General features: G+C 34.8%; 18 protein-coding genes. 11 read left to right on the top strand and 7 right to left on the bottom strand.

Annotation, left to right across the window (positions count from 1 at the left end; translation table 11 throughout):
• Positions 1-400 precede the first annotated feature (400 nt).
• Complete coding sequence (locus ABN099_RS07480; protein WP_432807488.1) at positions 401-901, top strand: hypothetical protein; 501 nt, start codon at positions 401-403, stop codon at positions 899-901.
• A 5-nt stretch (positions 902-906) separates the two neighbouring features.
• A complete protein-coding gene (locus tag ABN099_RS07475; RefSeq protein ID WP_349463013.1) occupies positions 907-3729 on the top strand; it encodes a sugar transporter in 2823 nt (940 codons plus the stop codon).
• 52 nt (positions 3730-3781) lie between these two features.
• On the opposite strand, the gene ABN099_RS07470 is transcribed toward ABN099_RS07475, so the two are convergent.
• Both ABN099_RS07470 and ABN099_RS07465 read right to left on the bottom strand, forming a co-directional pair.
• The gene (locus ABN099_RS07470; protein WP_349463012.1) at positions 3782-4633 is read right to left on the bottom strand and encodes a T3SS regulon anti-activator ExsD domain-containing protein; all 852 of its coding nucleotides are present in this window, start codon (positions 4631-4633) and stop codon (positions 3782-3784) included.
• A gap of 83 nt (positions 4634-4716) precedes the next feature.
• Positions 4717-5553, bottom strand: coding sequence for a helix-turn-helix transcriptional regulator (locus ABN099_RS07465; RefSeq protein WP_432807487.1), 837 nt, complete (start codon positions 5551-5553; stop codon positions 4717-4719).
• A gap of 1278 nt (positions 5554-6831) precedes the next feature.
• Here ABN099_RS07465 and ABN099_RS07460 point away from each other — a divergent pair.
• Together ABN099_RS07460 and ABN099_RS07455 are read left to right on the top strand one after the other, a co-directional pair.
• Positions 6832-7347, top strand: coding sequence for a bactofilin family protein (locus ABN099_RS07460; RefSeq protein ID WP_349463010.1), 516 nt, complete (start codon positions 6832-6834; stop codon positions 7345-7347).
• A gap of 74 nt (positions 7348-7421) precedes the next feature.
• Complete coding sequence (locus tag ABN099_RS07455) at positions 7422-7979, top strand: GNAT family N-acetyltransferase (RefSeq protein WP_349463009.1); 558 nt, start codon at positions 7422-7424, stop codon at positions 7977-7979.
• On the opposite strand, the gene ABN099_RS07450 is transcribed toward ABN099_RS07455, so the two are convergent.
• Entirely contained in the window at positions 7957-8307 is a 351-nt protein-coding gene (locus ABN099_RS07450; RefSeq protein ID WP_349463008.1) for a nitrous oxide-stimulated promoter family protein, read from the bottom strand. The genes ABN099_RS07455 and ABN099_RS07450 overlap by 23 nt on opposite strands.
• Before the next feature lie 179 nt (positions 8308-8486).
• Between ABN099_RS07450 and ABN099_RS07445 the strand changes: the two genes are divergently transcribed.
• On the top strand, positions 8487-8732 hold the full coding sequence (locus tag ABN099_RS07445; protein WP_349463007.1) for a DinI-like family protein: 246 nt from the start codon (positions 8487-8489) through the stop codon (positions 8730-8732).
• A gap of 105 nt (positions 8733-8837) precedes the next feature.
• On the opposite strand, the gene ABN099_RS07440 is transcribed toward ABN099_RS07445, so the two are convergent.
• Positions 8838-9077 carry a YecH family metal-binding protein gene (locus ABN099_RS07440; protein WP_349463006.1) on the bottom strand — a complete coding sequence of 80 codons (240 nt, stop codon included), beginning with the start codon at positions 9075-9077 and terminating at the stop codon, positions 8838-8840.
• Between the two features lie 109 nt (positions 9078-9186).
• Positions 9187-9402 carry a DUF465 domain-containing protein gene (locus ABN099_RS07435; protein WP_349463005.1) on the bottom strand — a complete coding sequence of 72 codons (216 nt, stop codon included), beginning with the start codon at positions 9400-9402 and terminating at the stop codon, positions 9187-9189.
• 254 nt (positions 9403-9656) lie between these two features.
• Between ABN099_RS07435 and eco the strand changes: the two genes are divergently transcribed.
• Complete coding sequence (gene eco / locus ABN099_RS07430; RefSeq protein WP_349463004.1) at positions 9657-10148, top strand: serine protease inhibitor ecotin; 492 nt, start codon at positions 9657-9659, stop codon at positions 10146-10148.
• 80 nt (positions 10149-10228) lie between these two features.
• Here the strand turns inward: eco and ABN099_RS07425 are convergent, their stop codons facing one another.
• Positions 10229-10666, bottom strand: a complete 438-nt coding sequence (locus ABN099_RS07425) for a universal stress protein (protein ID WP_349463003.1) — start codon at positions 10664-10666, stop codon at positions 10229-10231.
• Between the two features lie 526 nt (positions 10667-11192).
• On the opposite strand from ABN099_RS07425, the gene ABN099_RS07420 reads away from it, so the two are divergent.
• Positions 11193-12107: a cation diffusion facilitator family transporter gene (locus tag ABN099_RS07420; RefSeq protein WP_349463002.1), complete on the top strand. Its 915-nt coding sequence runs from the start codon at positions 11193-11195 to the stop codon at positions 12105-12107.
• 97 nt (positions 12108-12204) lie between these two features.
• Here ABN099_RS07420 and ghrB read toward each other — a convergent pair whose 3' ends face one another.
• The gene (gene ghrB / locus ABN099_RS07415) at positions 12205-13164 is read right to left on the bottom strand and encodes a glyoxylate/hydroxypyruvate reductase GhrB (protein WP_349463001.1); all 960 of its coding nucleotides are present in this window, start codon (positions 13162-13164) and stop codon (positions 12205-12207) included.
• 425 nt (positions 13165-13589) lie between these two features.
• Here ghrB and galE point away from each other — a divergent pair, with 425 nt between their 5' ends.
• The 4 genes from galE (at position 13590) to galM (ending at position 18072) form a co-directional block, all read left to right on the top strand.
• Positions 13590-14606, top strand: a complete 1017-nt coding sequence (gene galE / locus ABN099_RS07410; protein WP_349463000.1) for a UDP-glucose 4-epimerase GalE — start codon at positions 13590-13592, stop codon at positions 14604-14606.
• 47 nt (positions 14607-14653) lie between these two features.
• Positions 14654-15709, top strand: a complete 1056-nt coding sequence (locus tag ABN099_RS07405) for a UDP-glucose--hexose-1-phosphate uridylyltransferase (RefSeq protein WP_349462999.1) — start codon at positions 14654-14656, stop codon at positions 15707-15709.
• A gap of 132 nt (positions 15710-15841) precedes the next feature.
• Positions 15842-17002 carry a galactokinase gene (gene galK / locus ABN099_RS07400; protein ID WP_349462998.1) on the top strand — a complete coding sequence of 387 codons (1161 nt, stop codon included), beginning with the start codon at positions 15842-15844 and terminating at the stop codon, positions 17000-17002.
• Positions 17002-18072, top strand: a complete 1071-nt coding sequence (gene galM, locus ABN099_RS07395; protein ID WP_349462997.1) for a galactose-1-epimerase — start codon at positions 17002-17004, stop codon at positions 18070-18072. The genes galK and galM overlap by 1 nt, the downstream gene beginning before the upstream one ends.
• Positions 18073-18205: the final 133 nt, after the last annotated feature.

Below are 18205 nucleotides of genomic sequence, written 5' to 3'. Positions count from 1 at the left end.
GATATTCGTATTCTGATATTATCCTCATAATAAGAATCCGCAATAAAAATTAAATAAAAAAAACACACGTAAATTGCGTAAATAAATGATAAATTTACTATTATTATTTTTATTATTATCTGGTATCCTTTCCTCAAGATAGAATTAAAAATATTAAATAACGGTTAAAATTGAGTACTTATTTTTGCTAAATAAAGGTTGTGTTCATTTTTTGATGTTTTTAGTGTGATGTACGTAGTGTTTTTAGAAAAAATAAACAAAACAGCAAGGTTGCTCGTTGCAACCTGAGGCTTTAGCCTATTTATTTAGTATGCAGTAGGTAATAGAAAATTATAATAAAATGGCTTAAAATGCGACAACTCATACGCTCTTATTTAAGTCTGATCGGAATTAAGGAAAAATGATGTCCTTATTAAAATATAAAAAGAATGTTCTTGCTGTGTTTATGGCAACTAGCACTATTGCTTTATCGGGGTGTGTTTGGTCATCACAAAGCCAACCAGTTGAGACGCCAGCTCCAGTAGCGGCACAATATTCTGCACCTAATAGCACTACACAGCCAATGGCGACGGCACAACCTCTTTCTATGACACCGACCTTAGAATCAGGTAATGGTGGATTGGATACACAAAAATTAGGATTAGCACCACAAAGTGCTTGTATCAAGCAACTTGATTCCTTAAAAACATTTTCACCCTCAGACTATCAGTCAATGATGGGTGCGTTTAAAGAAATTAGTGAAATCAATGCGATGTACCGTAGTGTTCAAGGCACAGCCAGCAAAGATAGCTTAGATCTTTTGAAAATGAGTATTGAGTCGAAAACTGAAGTGTTGTGTGCGAAAGTTCGCTACCTCTCTGTAATGTCAGTGAATTCGACATTAAAAAAACTAGGTGAATAATAATCATGAAATTAAAGCAGAGTGTTTGTCTTGCTTTTATGTTGTTTCCGGCGTTGTCATTTGCTAATAATGAGTTTAATTCTGTCATTGAAGATTTTGACCGTTATTTTGAAACTCAAGAGCCTCAGAAACCACTTAAAGTTGATCCTAAACCATCTGCTGTTAATTCATCTTCATCGTCAAGAACGGGGCAGGTTAGAGGGGCGAATAATTCGACAATCAAACCTCAACAAGTAAAAACAGATCCGCAAGTAAGACCATCGACAAATAAAACGGATAATCAGGTGATAGCATCAACTAAAACACCTGATGTCACCTTGTCTGAAAATTGTCCTGCACCACAAATTGATTATTCCAAAGTGAATAGCGATTACACTCGTTATTTAACTCCGCTGCTCTCTTTTGTTCCTATTAACCCTCAGTTTTCAGCGGCAGATTTAAATCGGTATAGTTATAGCAATAAACCCGCTGTTTATAATCCGCTCTCTCTTTATACGGGTGCACGTTACCCACAACAATCACGTAATGAAAATCCACTACTCGATATTTTCCCTGGCGCATTTTATTCAATAACTGCCATTCCTCTGCATTTTACTTATCAATTTAATCGTTCTTTACTCGATCATAAACAACCACTATTTAATAAAGAGTTATTAAATCGACTGGCAAATACCAGAGAAAAGTATCAAACATTACATAAACAGTTTACTGAACAAGTAAGCACTATTGCCCACTATTCTGAGCAGCTATTACATGCCAATGCTCAAATACAGCAGCTACAAACAGAATTAACACAAACAGAAAAGAAACTTGTTCTGGCGAATAATCTGTTAAAAGATGACACTCTAAAAGAGTCAGTTGCTAATCTGCAAAATGAATTAAGTAACACAGAAAAAGAGCGTAATACCTTAGCAGGACAACTGGCAGAAAAAGAGAAAGCGCTGCAGGCATCAACAGAAAAAAATAATGAGTTTGTAAAACAACAACAAGAATTTGAGTCACAACAAGAAGTGCTCAAAAACTTAGAAATCAAAGCGGCACAACTTGAAAAAGAAAAAGAGCTAGTACAAGCGCAATATGCGCAAGCTCAAGCTTTATTAAAAGATAATACAGCTAAAAAAGAGATTGAAAAACTACAAGCCTCATTAACAACTATCACTAATGAGCAAGAAAAATTAACCAGTCAATTAAATGAAAAACAAGCATTGCTGGCTAAAATAGAAAAAGAGAAAGAAGATGTGCAAGGTCAATATGCACATGCTCAAGTGTTATTAAAGCAAAGTGGTGAGCAAAAAGATAAAGAAATTGCTAAATTGCAGGCATTAAAAGATAAAGAAATAGATAAACTACAAACTTCTTTAGCGACAGTACAAAGTGAGCAACAAAAACTGACTGCTCAGTTAACTGAGGCACAAACTAAATTTGCGCAAATCGAGAAAGAAAAAGAGGATGTGCAGGCTCAATATGCACAAGCTCAGACTTTATTAAAAGATAATACCGCTAAAAAAGAGTTAGAAAGACTTCAAAGTTTAATATTGAAACTCACTTCTGAGCGTGAAGACGTTACTAAACAACTTGCAGATAACCAAGCTTTGTTGACACAAACTCAACAAGATAATAAGCAACAAGTTGATGCCCAGTTGCAAGAAGTAACACAATTAAAAACACAATTAACGAAGAGCCAGCAGGACCAAGAGCAAATTAATAAATCATTATTAATGGCACAACAACAAGTTGCTGACTCTGATGAAAAGCTAAAAGTAATTCCTGAGCTAAAACTACAGTTAGAAAATAAAGTAAAAGAACTCGCAGATCTCAAAAAAGGCTTATCTGCCGGTGAAAAAGCAATAGATACTTTAGTCTCAGATAAAAACAATCTAATTGCTAAATTAGAGAAAGCACAAAGCGATTTATCAACTAAATATCAGGCATTAGATAATCAATACAAAGAAAGCAATATTGCTATTGCTCAGTTAAATGTTAGCAAAACAGAAAATGAAAAAGCGTATGCTTTGCTAGAAAAACAATTTGCTGAAAGACAAGACGCTATTAATAAATTAGCGACTCAGTTAGAACAAGCCAAAGTACAGTCAGAGCAAAAGAATACAGAGAATGCACAATTAATTGCTTCATTAAAACAGCAACAGGCAGAATCTACAGCACAAGTAAAACTGCAAGAAAGCACGCTAACAAATGCTCAAAAAGAGTTGATTGATATCACTAAACAGCTTGAAGCTCAGCGAGTGTTAACTAAAACTCTTGAAGAGAAAGAGTTGAAGCTAAATGAGCAAATTAAAGTAAAAGAAGCAGAATTAGCTCAAACAAATACTGATACAACAAAAATCCAGAAAGAGAATAAATCACTCAAAGAACAACTAGAAAAAGTAATGGGTGAAGGACAAATGATCTCTGGGCAACTTGCTTATGCTTATTCCATTATCGGAAAAGACAATGCGCAACGAAATAAAAGTATTCTTTCAGATATACAAAAACAAAATTACACCCAGTATGATGACAATACCTATTTTAAAATATTGAAACAGGGTAAACCCGTTGATTCTATCAATAATAAGACCGTCGTATTCGTTATGCATGAAGAGCTGACAGATGGTACGGTGACGCTAAATTATGATAAATCTAATCCACTTATCTTACCTTATCGTCAGTTACCACTACCATTGAATACCTTTATTGCAAAAGCAGGTATCAATGGTAAAGCTAAAATCTATATCAAACCTGGTGGAGGATATGGTAAAAATGGTGTACCTGGTCAAATACCACCAGAATCCATGTCTATTGTGACTGTTGAAATATTAGAAATTAAGTAATTTTAAACTATTTCAGCTCTTCTATTCCTTTGGGTTTAGATGAGCTGATTTGTTATTCACGCCATAAAAAATTATCATTATTCAAGCATAGCGATCTTTCTAGTAGCCAATTTTTTAATTTCTGACAGTTTTCAGGATGCTCAGGAATACTTCTTAATATAACCCAAAGCGGTTTTAATATCTCAGAGCGTGGTGAAACCGCTTGGATATACTCAAGTGTATTTTTTATTTCTACAGTAAAAATAGGCTCAGATTTCCATGCATTTAACAATAACTGTATGTCTTTGTTTAATAATTCATTAATAAGTATTAGTCTTATCTTATCAGCATCTAATTTAATATTAATATCGTCTAAAGATAAAAAAGAATCACCATTATTTGATGGTTGTTTTTCTTCAAATAGCTTAATGTTATTGCATTGATTAATCTGTAATTCTAACTCTCTCTTGGTTTCGTAAAGAGAGAATAACTGTGGAGTGATATGGTTTACCCACCAAATAAAAAGTGGCTTGATTACGGCTTGAATAAGGCGTAGGTGCTCTGTAATGTTCACTGTAGCATCAAGATCGTCATTCCAGTTAATATGTAAAGGAAATGAGTGATCAGATGAAAGGCTTGATATACGAGCTAGTTCAATAATATCTCTGATATCTTTTTTTGACATAGCAACAGAGCAATGTTTTTTTCGCAAAAACCACGTTGATTGCAATAAGCTATCTAAATCTTCTCGACACAAAAGACGTGATAATATTTTTATCTGCTTTTCATTAATATCTTCATTGTTGAAAAACAAAGAAAACTGAAGGTTAAACAAGTCATCTACAGTTTTCTTATTGTCACTAACCATCATTCGCTTTAGTAAGTCTAAGTCTCGATAATAATGATGTTTGTTATTTTCTATCACAATATTCACTCTCTCGTAAGGATAAATTTTGAATATTCTAACGATGAATAAATTTTTGATATTATGATATTCGTCTGGATTTTTTATAATTTTAACTTAAGGCTTCTCGCTTTACTTGGTGTCATGTTGAAACGACGATGATAGCTTTGTGTGAAATAAGATTGGCTAGAGAAACCAGATTCCATTGAGATATCGACGATACTCATTTCTGTAGTTAGCAGCAGTTGATGTGCGTAAATAATCCGTCTTTCACATATCCATGTTCTTGGTGATGTACCATAAACATGGCTAAACAACTCTTTAAATGTTGTTAACCCCATTCCAAACTCTCGAGCAAACTGCTTTAATTTCCAATTTCTTAAGTGATTTTTTTCCATAAAAATCTGTAAGCGGTCAACTTGGCGATGACTTAACTGGCGTAGCAATGCCATTAGATCAGAGCCTTGTTCTGTTGAAAGTAATAAAATTAAAAGCTCTTCAATACGTAATTGTGTAAAAGCATTGGGACAATCTTGAGATAATAAGTATTCAAAACCATTGTTGCAAAAATTAATTAAAGGAGAATTTTGAAAGCAGATAAAAGCCGAAGAGAACGTTTCATCGCGTTCTATATTACTAAGAATATCACTATACTTTGACATGAAACTTCGAAGAAAGTCATCAGTAAGCGGAATGAAAATAGTTTCGCAAGATTCTGCATTCTGCGTTTTTATTGTATAATTTCCCTGCTGTAGGAAAAGAACTTGATCTTGATTTACCAAAACGGTATCAGTACAGTTTTGTAATATAAGCCCATTTTTTCTTATAATATATAAAGCTTTTTGCTCACTTTCTAATATTTGATATTGTGGATATAAATAAGTTTTTTTTTGAATAGCACAATCATTTAGATTTTTTTCACTGCATTGTATTGTATTCATGTTTCGCCCAAAATTTATTTTATAAGTATCACTATATTTTAAAGTTTAATAAATAGAGAGTTTTTAGAAAACGTCTCTTTATTATTGTGCCATTATTAAAAGTAAAAAAGAGAATGTTTTCTTTATTCTAATGTGGTTTTTTTTTAGATATTAGACATTGATATAACCATTGGTAATTTAAGATAAGTAATTTTTATTAATTTAAAGTCATTTTTAATGAATTGCAAAAAAAAAATAATTAAGTGGAACTTCATAGAGAAAGGGAAAGATTAATAGCAATAAATATTTGTAATTTATTATTTACAATAAACTGATGAGTAATTAAATTAATTTAATTACAATAGGTTATATCGGGCTTATTTGTTTACAGTGTAAATTATTTGATTGTGAATGCAAAAAATGACCATCTTTATTATATTTAATAATAGCGTGATTTATTTGTATTTTGTTAATATAGTTTGATTTAATGTAAATTAAAATGAGTGAAATATTTTAACTAAGTAACAATTTAAAATAAGAACTAGGGATTATAGTTTACATGATTATAGTTTGCATGATTATAGTTTCACCTGTGTCTTTTTTCTACAATTTTAAATTTTTATATGAACGCAATGTCCACTAAATTTAAAGTGTAAATGTTTATTTTAATGACATGATAGAACAAACAGTGATGGGTGACTGTGTGTTTTGCAGGTGTGACAATTTATCAAAGAACCTACTTTAAATATATTAATTTCTTTATTATATGACTTATGTCTCATGTTTTTTTTTGAGGCTAATTTTTTTTACTGAAAAAGATTAATTTAAATGATTGGTTTTTTTGAATGGTTTTTCCTGTGAATGTTAGCTTGAGTGGTAAATGTTAATTTTAAATAAAAAATATCAATAAAATACATCTAGTAAATGTTAAAAAATCATATCGAAGCTTAATTTATTTAAAACATGGTGATTAGTAGTAACTTTAACGTTAATTTTATCTAAAAACAAACCAGTAAACTAAATAGAAATAGTAGCCCTACTATTGCAATTATATTAGGTGATTATTTATTAATATAGTGAATGCATTAGTGTCTTTATTTTCAGGGAGGTAAAGCAGTAGCTAATATGGATAATAGGCGAACACAGCAAAATATTATATTTAGCGGGATATGGATTATTTGGGTTATCGCATTAATTGCTTTTTGGCGTTATAGAATCGCAGGCGAGTTTTTGATTATCCTTATCCTAATTTTTAGTATTATTATTTATTCTATGACTATGAGGTTAAAAAAAACAGCTATGTTTAGTCGTAAAACTGAGGCACCAAAAGTTGCAGAGCCAATTACCACTGTAATTAGCGAAGAGAAAAAACCAGCACCAGAGCAACGTCTGTATACCATTATTGCTAAAGGGACTGTGTTTCAGGGAGATATTAATGTTGAAGGCGATATCCAAATATGGGGAAAAGTCGCTGGAAATATCAAAGTAAAAGATGGTGTAATCCGCGTTATGCACGCAGGTCAAGTTGAGGGTGAATTATCGGCACCAGATATTATTATAGATGGTTTTGTTAAAGGAATTTGTGCAGCAAATAACTTGGATATTTTAGAACATGGTGAACTTCGTGGTACAAGTCGCTGTGGTAGCATGTCAATTAAACGTGGTGGCATTTTCACTGGACAATCAGAACAAGTAGAGAATCAGGCTAAAGCGGTTGCTCAGCAGCGTGTTGTCTCTATTAAAGAAGGTGCAAATACAAATAAAGAGAAAGATGCGGCACCAGTAGAAACGCCACTTAAAGAAAATAAAAAATAAAAGCGCCTTTTCATTGCTCGTTGTTTATCCTATTTTATCGTTATTGTTTTGCGTTGAATATAAAGTGAATAACGTTGAAATTAGAAACTCCCCGACTACAACTGCGAAAATGGCGTGAAAGTGATAAAGCGCCATTTTTTTATCATGTTAATTCCGATATTGATGTTATGCGCTATTTCCCTTCAGTGTTAACACAAGCTGAAAGCGATAATATGGTTGATACCCTTATAAATAAGTTTACTCAGCAAAATGGCTGGGGTTTTTGGGCGGTGGAATTAAAAGAAACTCAAGAGTTTATCGGTTTTGTTGGCCTTAATATTCCTCAAGCGGCATTGCCTTTTAACCCTTGTGTTGAAATCGGCTGGCGTATAGCAAAGGCACATTGGCGTAAAGGCTATACCTATGAAGCAGCATTAATCGTACTAAAGTTTGCTTTTGAACAGTTATCTCTCAATGAAGTTGTCGCATTTACAGCACAAGCAAATACACCTTCGCAAGGTGTTATGAAAAAATTGGGTATGACTCAGACTGGGTATTTTTTACATCCGGCACTAGATAAAGACCATTCTTTGGCGCGGCATGTGTTATATAAGTTAAATAAGCAGAATTTTATTTTTCCATCGAACGAGTAGATCGGCGTTTAGCAGGTATTGGGGGCACCGGTCTTTTATCATCAATAAGATGTCTGATTGCTAAAATTGGATGATAAATTAGCATTCTAGGACCTGCCCAACGCATAATCTGTTTCATTGTCTCTCTTTTTACTGGCTGATAACAATGAATAGGGCACTGCTTACATGCTGGTTTTTCTTCGCCATAGCGACATTTATCTAATCGATTATAAGAGTAATCAATAAGTTGCTGATAATAGTTTTGATCAAACTCTGGGTGTGAACGGGCATAAAGCATAACCATTTTTTGAATTGTTTTTTTCTCACGTTCGATTCTTTTACCAGACATATATTTCTCTCTAAATAATATGTTTCATTCCAAATACATCTTATCACTTACCTTTGTTTGATGCTAAAAACTTATTTAGCGCAATAAAGTGAATTTTTTTATTAAAAACACTTTTCTTTTTTCTTAGAATATAATACTGTATTTATATACAGTTTATTTGCCTTTGAACGGTGAAAACCATGCGTGTGGAAATTCTATTTAGTAAACAATCTAAAATTACAGAGTCATTATTTCCGCTGTTAGAGTTAGAGCTAAGAAAAAAAATCGCACCTGAATATCCTGATATGCAATATCGTATCGCTTTTAGCAGTATGAATTCAATTCAAGTTACAGGTGTAAAAGACGAAACTAAGCATGAGCATATTATGGAACTTATTCAAGGTGTCTGGGAAGATGACGGCTGGTTACAAACAGACGATGAATAATACTCTCTAAAAATAGATTAAAAAAATTGCCAGTAATAAAAGATTTTTAAAATCGCATAATAGCTAACACGATTTTTAAAATATATCACTGGCAATTTATAGCGGTTAGTGGCGACAAATCTTACTTTCACTTGTTGTAAATCCACCATTCGCAGGAATGAACTTCCCTTTTTTCTCTAAAAAATCTACTAGCTGAGAGGCTGTCATATTTTCAGCAGAGCAAGTGTGAAAAAGTGAGTCATTGCCAAATTGTTGATGAATGGCTTCAACCAACGACGCTTTTGTGAATGCAGTTTCAGATGATAAGATAAAATGCAAAACTTCATGACCATGTATAGAAGACATAATTAGCACCCTAAAAATAAAGATATATTAATTATGCATCTTTTGCTGTGGTCAACTTTGTTTTTAATCATAAAAGCGATGACATAATGCCATCGCTTTTAAATACGGATTATTTTCCAGCTTGTTGAAGTAGTTTTTGCATCTCATCTTTTAAATGAAGCTTTTCTTTTTTGAGTTTTACCACTTCATCATTATAGCCTGCACCATTAGGACCTTCTAATTTAGCTATTTCTTGGTCTAACCGATTGTGTTTATCAAAGAGGGCTTGAAAGCGAGGGTTACTATCTTTTAACTGAGAAACTAACGTTTGTTGGTCTGAGAACATAGAACCTCCTAAAAAGAGAAATTGGGATCTCTATTTCAGTATAATCATTGAGCCGTTGTCTGCATGGTGATATATCACAAATTTACATTTCATCACGCTAACTGCTGTTTTCTTTAAAAAATTATTCGGAATTATCCTCTCATAGCGATATCTGCTAAGGTGTTAGCATTCAACTAATAAAAATAGTAGTCATAAGATGATTATTAATAGAAACATCTAGGCTAAACTGATTACCAGCGAGATATCGTTGTAAAATGGAGAACGTGATGAATAAAGTAATTTTATCTTTAGTAGCAGCAATGTCTTTATCTGCTTGCGCTCAAGCAGTTGATGGTTTAGAAAAAGTGGCTCCTTACCCTAAAGCACAAGAAAATCAAATCCGTCATGTTATCGAACTAGAGCAAAAGGATAATGAGAGTAACTACCAAGTCGAATTAATCGTTGGCAAAGAGTTAATGGTAGATTGTAATCGTCAATGGTTCGGTGCTGAGTTAGATAAAAAAGATTTAGAAGGCTGGGGCTACAACTATTATGTTGTTGGTGATTTAAATGGCCCAATGTCTACTATGATGGGATGCCCTGATAATTCGAAAAAAGCAGCGTTTGTTCAGGCAAATATGGGACAAGATGCTTTTATTCGTTACAACAGCAAATTACCCATTGTTGTTTATGCACCGACTGGCGTTGATGTTAAATATCGTATCTGGTCTGCAGCAGATCTAATGCAAGATGCGGCTAAAAAATAGAATTTATTAACTTAACTTAAGCTAGAATGTCGTTAGAAAAAGATAAAGCCCTTTGGTGTAAACCGAGGGCTTTTTTTATGTTATCTAATAACAAGTACAGACATTTTTGCATGACGCACAATTGATGATGCCGTCGAACCTAATAGATAAGATGAAACATTAGGGCGATGAGAGGCGATAGCAATTAAATCAGCATTGATATGGCGAGCATATTCTAAGATCTCATCTTTTGCATTACCAACTCCCACATTACATTTAATTTGCTCATCAGGAATTTTTGCATCTTTAATCATCTCTTGCAGAGCGATAAAGGCAAGACGGGTTCGTTCTGCTGAGTCTTTAAATTTTTCTGGAATTGCAGCAAACTCGATGCCAAAGAAAAGTTCAGCATTAGGAATAACGGTGAGGAAGTGGATCTCTGGCTTACCAACCTTTGCAATTTGTTCAATATGAGAGATCAGTTCCTGAGAAAGTTCGTCTTCTAAAATATCAATTGGAACTAGAATTTTTTTGTACATTACAAACCTCACTTAACGTTAGTCAAAGGATATCTTCTATTATCGCTTAATATAAAAAAATAGCTGTGATCTATGTTCTAAATAATAGTGAGAATGATTATTTTCACGGTTTATAGCCGTAGTGTAACAAGAAATAAATTAAGACAATTAATACTTGTTAAATTAGCCTACGACTTAACTTATTGACAGTATACATATAAATACATTTTTTTTAAAAGTGCCTATAATTAATCTTAATAAAAAATATAAAATGAATAAAAGAATGATTATCAATTATATTATTGTTATGTATCTATAGGATTTTATTGGTAAAAATTAAAGACAATAAGGTTTAAATATGGCATATTAATAACGAATGACATCTCAACATGATGTCTGGACAGCAATCTTAGTCCTTAAACTGGATTGTTATTCAGAGTCGTCCTTTATCCTCACCAATGAGTTATGGATCCTGAAATAACCTATGGAACTCTATTTTTCACCTGTTAATAGAGTGGGCTATTTAAAACAGAATAAGATAATTACTATGGCGCATAATCACATTGATGATATTGAGTTAGATCTGGCTGATAATATTCAGTTAGAAAAATTTAAAGCAGCGAAAAAAAGCACGCTAGTCAGTGTGTTTGTTAATATTGTTTTGTCTATTTGGCAAATAGCTATTGGCTTTTTTTCACACTCCCAAGGCTTAATTGCTGACGGAATTCATTCTTTGTCTGATCTTATTGCTGATTTTGTTGTACTGATTGCAAATAAAGGTAGCCAAAAGCAACCAGATGCCGATCATCCTTATGGGCATTTTCGTTATGAAAATGCAGCTTCACTGATTTTGGGAACTATTTTATTAATTGTTGGCTTAGGTATGGTGGTGTCAGCAGTACATAAAATGTTTGATCCATCATCTATTCCTGAAGTGCACAGTATTGCTTTATATGTTGCGTTATTGGCATTAGCGGCCAAAGAGGGATTATTTCGTTATATGTTACGTGTAGCGAAAAGAGTCGATTCAAATATGTTAGTTGCTAATGCATGGCATGCGCGTTCTGATGCTGCTTCATCTTTAGTTGTTGCTATTGGTATTATCGGAAGTCTTGCAGGATTTAAATTCTTTGACCCACTAGCGGCACTTATTGTTGGTATCTTTGTCGGTAGAATGGGATGGCGTTTTACCTATCAGGCACTGCAAGATTTAATGGATAGAGGTGCTGATGAAGAAACGCTTCAAGAAATATCTAATTTGTTAATTACGACACCGGGCGTTAAAGGTATCCATGATTTAAAAACTCGCCGTGCCGGAGACTATTTCTTAGTTGATGTTCATATTGAAGTGGCTGGGGAATTAACGGTTAGAGAGAGTCATGACATTGTGGTTAATGCGCGTAATAAAGTTTTGCAAAATAAACAGATACTAAGTGTTATGGCGCACGTTGATCCGGCTTAAAAGGTTTGTTTATTAACCAATACCAAGAAAAGGTAATGAACGTTATTCATTACCTTTTTTCTTATTTGAGTAATGTTAATAGAGAGATTATCTTCGTTTAAAAATTAACACAGTTCTCTTTGACTTCATTTTTTAATGCCGCGATTAAATTATCAACAGCGCATTGTGCCATTGCATAGCGCGTTTCTTTGGTTGCCGAACCAATATGAGGTACAGCAACAACATTCTTCATAGATAATAACGGTGATGTCGCTGACAGCGGCTCTTGTTCAAAGACATCGAGTCCTGCGCCTGCAATTTCTTTTTGCTCTAGCGCTTCTATTAAGGCTTGTTCGTCAACCACTGCACCACGACCCGCATTAATTAAATAAGCATCAGATTTCATCAGTGAAAACTGAGCTTTGCTGATTAAATGGTGAGTCTCTGTGGTTAACGGAAGTGTGATACAGATAAAATCTGATTGCTGCAATATTGTCTCTAATGAACAATAAGTGGCATTAAAACGCTCATTTACTTCAGGATATTCTGTCCGAGATTGATAAAGAATATTCATATCAAAGCCAAAGTGAGCGCGTTTCGCTAAGGCTTTACCAATACGGCCCATACCAATAATGCCCATTGTTTTATGATGAACATCGGTTCCGTACCAATCTGGTGTTATCCCTTTTACCCATAAACCTTGCTTAATATTATCGGCAAGTTCAGGAATACGCCTTGAAACGGATAATACAAGCGCCATCATGGTATCTGCGACGGTATCAGTGAGCACAGTTGGTGTATGCATTAATTTAATATTGCGTTCTGTAAGTGCTTGCACATCAACATTATCATAGCCAACAGAGATAGTTGAAACCGCCTTTAATTTAGGAGCTTGTTCGATAAAGTGCTTATTAATATTTCCACCAGCACCTAATAATCCAGAAGCACTAGCGAGTGCGGTAGCAAAATCTGCTGAATCTAAAGAGAGTGAACTAAATTGTTTTATTTCAGCAAAATGGGCTAATTTTTGGTGTAAGTCTTCTGGTAGCTGTTGATAAAGCACAACAATCGGTTTCATGATGTTCTCCTAACGCAAGGGTGTTATAGGGCTTGCTGTTTCTTATTTATCGATTTTAAAATCGTTATTGAGAATATTCTCAGCCCTCTTATACATATTACAAGGGGAGTTAATAAGGTATGATAAATCTAAGGTAATGTCAGTTTTATCAGGTTATTAGCGCATTAAATGGTGTGTAATCGTTCCCTTTTTTATTGTGATAATACAACTCTAAAAATAGAGAATGTTTCATCAAGATATCCAACTGATTGTAATGCGTATAAAAAAAATTATTTTTTTAAGTTTAAATAATAGGGAATGAGTGTAAACGTTTACATTAAATGTCGGTTTGATCACGAAAAGACTTTATTGATCTTGTTAAACTCTCTGTCAATGAACAGAAACCGTCTTTAGCTTTCCTTTGAAATGAATCAAAAGAGGTGAATGTGGAAATATTAGTTACAGGTGGAATGGGATATATCGCAAGTCATACTTGCGTACAAATGATTGAAGCAGGGATGACGCCAATTATTCTGGATAACTTAAGTAATTCCAATGAAGAAGTACTTAACAGAATTGAAGCACTAACAGGAAAGCGTCCACTGTTCTATAACGGTGATATTCGTGATGACAAACTATTAGCATCAATTTTTGCTCAACACACCATTCAATCTGTTATTCATTTTGCTGGATTAAAAGCAGTTGGTGAGTCAGTTCAAAAACCCATTGAGTATTACGATAACAACGTTAATGGCACATTAGTGTTGGTACGTTGCATGCGTGATGCGGGTGTGAAAAGCATTATTTTTAGTTCATCAGCAACGGTTTATGGTGATCCTCAAACAGTACCTATAACTGAAGATTCGCCGGTGGGTGGTACAACTAACCCTTATGGCACCAGTAAATATATGGTAGAGCGTATTTTATCTGATTTGTATGTTGCTGATGAAAATTGGTCAATTAGCTTATTACGTTATTTCAATCCAGTCGGCGCTCATCCATCAGGGACTATGGGTGAAGATCCTAAAGGTATTCCAAATAACTTAACACCTTATATTGCTCAGGTTGCTATTGGCCGTCGTGAAAAAGTTGCTGTTTTTGGCAATGACTACCCAACGAAAGATGGCACTGGTGTGCGCGATTATATCCATGTAATGGATTTAGCGGATGGTCATATTGCAGCATTAAATGCATTAGGTAGCAAAGCGGGTTTGCATATTTATAACTTAGGTACAGGCAATGGTACTAGCGTTATTGAGATGATTGAAGCATTTAGCAAAGCCAGTGGTAAAGATATTCCTTATGAGCTGCAACCTCGTCGTCCTGGTGATATTGCTGAGTGCTGGTCAAGCCCAGCAAAAGCTGCCGCAGATTTAAAATGGAAAGCAATCCGCTCTATTGATGATATGGCAGCAGACGCTTGGCGTTGGCAGTTGAAAAATCCAAATGGTTATCTGAAATAAGCAATTAAGTGCTATCGGATAATCACTAATAAATAAGAGAGAAGATTATGTCGAAACTGATTTTTGATCCTGTTGAGCATCCACATCGTCGTTATAATCCACTTACAGGTCAGTGGATTTTAGTGTCGCCACACAGGGCGAAGCGACCTTGGAATGGCAAAGATGAAAAGCCTCAGATTGCGACACTTCCCTCTTATGAGCCACACTGTTATTTGTGTCCTAATAATACGCGTGTTTCAGGTGATAAAAATCCTGATTACAAAGAGACTTATGTTTTTAATAACGATCACAGCGCATTGCTACCTGATGAATATAGTGTAACGCCTTCTGATAATCCTTTATTTCAGACTCAAGCAGTCAGAGGTATTAGCCGAGTTATCTGTTTTTCACCAGATCATGGAAAAAGCATTCCTGAATTACCGGTTAGTCAATTACGCAAAGTGATTGACACATGGGATAGCCAAATCGAAGAATTAAGTAAAGAGTACCTTTGGATCCAAGTATTCGAAAACAAAGGTGAAACGATGGGATGCTCTCAACCGCACCCTCATGGTCAAATTTGGGCTAGTGATTTTTTACCGAATGAATTAGCGCGCAAAGACCACTATTTACGAGATTACTTTACTCAGCAAGGCAGTAATTTATTAATGGATTATGTTGATGCTGAAATTAAAGATGGCAGCCGTACTGTGGTAGAAACTGAGCATTGGATTGCTATTGTTCCTTATTGGGCTGCTTGGCCTTATGAAACCATGTTATTACCTAAAGTGCATATTCGTAGAATGCGTGAATTAACGCAAATACAGCGAGACGATCTTGCTATTGCAATGAAAAAACTCACAAGTCGCTATGACAATCTCTTTCATTGTTCATTCCCTTATTCTATGGGATGGCATTTTGCGCCATTTTTTAAAAATAATGAAAATATCGATCATTGGCAATTACATGCGCTTTATTATCCTCCTTTATTGCGTTCAGCCAGTGTACGTAAGTTTATGGTGGGATATGAAATGCTTGCTGAAATACAAAGAGATTTAACACCAGAACAAGCTGCGGCTAATTTGCGTCAATTAAGCGATATTCATTATAAAGAACAACCTTAATTCTGTCAGATGCCTAATTAAGCTAGGTTTTAATTAGCGCGATAATTTTATGATTAAACAAATAAAAGCGTACATCTCATTAATTGTGATGTAACGGATTGTTATTACTTAATTTTAAGTTGAGGAACTATTATGCAGGCACTTATTAATAATGTGACTCGCTCATTTTCGGCTGCTTTTGGTTATACACCAACCCATTTTATACAAGCGCCAGGAAGAGTTAATCTTATTGGCGAACATACTGATTATAATGATGGTTTTGTTCTTCCTTGTGCCATTAATTACCAAATGGTGGTTGCTACTGCAAAGCGAAATGACAATCTTATTCGTGTAATTGCTGTCGATTATCACAATGAAATTGATGAATTCTATCTTGATAAACCCATTGAATTTTTAGCCGATAAAATGTGGGCTAATTATGTTCGTGGTGTGATTCATTTTTTACAGCAAGAGCATTACGATTTTCATGGAATGGATATCGCAATATCAGGAGATGTTCCACAAGGTGCAGGGCTGAGTTCTTCGGCTGCATTAGAAGTTGCTATTGGACAAACCGTTAAGGCATTGTATCAGCTTCCTATTAGTCAAAAGGCGATTGCCTTAAATGGTCAAAAAGCAGAAAACCAATTTGTCGGTTGTAACTGTGGCATTATGGATCAGCTTATTTCGGCATGTGGTGAAGAGAATCATGCTCTTTTAATTGATTGCCGCTCTTTAGATACAACCGCGGTGACAATGCCTGAAAATATTGTGGTCATGATTGTTAATAGTAATAAAAAACGCGGCTTAGTAGATAGCGAATACAATACTCGTCGTAAACAGTGTGAAGACGCGGCAAAAATATTAAATGTAGCGGCTTTAAGAGATGCATCATTAGCGGATTTACAGACTAAAAAAGCGATAATGAGTGATGTGGTATATCGCCGTGCTCGCCATGTTATTACTGAAAATGAGAGAACACTACAAGCTGCTGATGCACTACGCCAAGGGAATTTACCCGTTTTAAGTCAGCTTATGGCACAATCTCACCAGTCAATGCGGGATGATTTTGAAATTACAGTAACTGAAGTTGATACATTAGTTGATATTATTAAGTCTGTTATTGGTGAACAAGGTGGCGTTAGAATGACTGGCGGCGGATTTGGCGGCTGCGTTGTTGCACTTGTGACGCCTGATTTAGTCAGCAAAGTGACTGATGCGGTTGGATCACAATATCATAGTAAAACAGGGTTAAAAGAAACTATTTATGTCTGCTCGGCAAGTCAAGGAGCGGGCTATTCGGAGGCAAAATAATGGCAGTTAATGATATTCGTTTTTTTGAACCTGAACAAATGACAGTTCAACCTGCGTGGGATGGGTTACCAGCTGAGATAGTTACCTTAAAAAATCGCCTCGGTATGTCTATTTCTATTATGGATATTGGGGCGACATGGTTAACGTGTATTGTTCCTGTCAATGGTGTTCGTCGAGACGTGCTATTAGGTTCTCCAGATATGAATGCTCACAAACAACAAACTGCATATATGGGTGCCACTGTAGGACGTTTTGCTAACCGAATTGCGGGTAGTACATTTTCGTTAGCGGAAAAACAGTATGTAATTGCCGCCAATGAAGGCAAAAATACACTTCATGGTGGAAAACATAACTTTAGTCGCCGTCGTTGGAGTATTGCTGAAAAATCAACGCAATCTGTAACCTTTACATTAAAATCACCCGATGGTGATCAGGGATTTCCGGGTAATGTTGACGTTTGTGTGACTTATACTTTAACGGATAGCAACGAAGTTTGTATTCGTTATCAAGCGATAAGTGATAAAGAGACGCCACTTAGCTTAACTAATCATGCCTACTTTAATCTTGCTGGTGAGCACACACTACGTACCGCTCTTGAGCATGATGTAATGATATCTGCGAATGACTATTTAAAAAATGGTGAAGGCAATATCCCAACGGGTGAGTTAGTTAATGTTGCAGGAACAAGCTTTGATTTTCGTAAGTTAAAACGAGTTGGGCTCGATTTTATGACAGATGAGTGTCAAAAAGCCGCTAATGGTTATGATCATGCTTTTGTGTTAGATAAACAGAAAATAGATGGAAAAACGGTACTTGCTACGGTTATTTCGCCAGAGGGTGAATTAAAAATGGATGTGATGACAACGATGCCATCAATTCAATTTTACACGGCTAATTTCTTGGCTGAAACGAAAGGAAAAAGCCGTCGTTATGGTAACTATTCAGGGTTAGCTCTAGAGACTCAGTATTTTCCTGATGGCCCAAATCATCCTGAATGGGGTGAAAATCAAGGGATCCTTCCTGCTAATCAGCAATGGCATAGCCAAACAATCTATAAATTTTATCAGTAAATAGAATAGGGAAGTGTAAACGCTTTCCTATTCATCACTTATTTGATCTTTTTACTTTTTAAATTCCCCATCTTCACTGATAATCCCTACCATTGCTTTTATAGCGAACTCGTTTTTGTCTTTGGATTAAATT

The organism is Proteus hauseri (genome assembly GCF_040139125.1).
GTDB classification, from domain to species: Bacteria; Pseudomonadota; Gammaproteobacteria; order Enterobacterales; family Enterobacteriaceae; genus Proteus; species Proteus hauseri_B.
The sequence above is the reverse complement of the archived record's forward strand: the minus strand, read 5'-3'. Positions and strand labels throughout refer to the sequence as shown.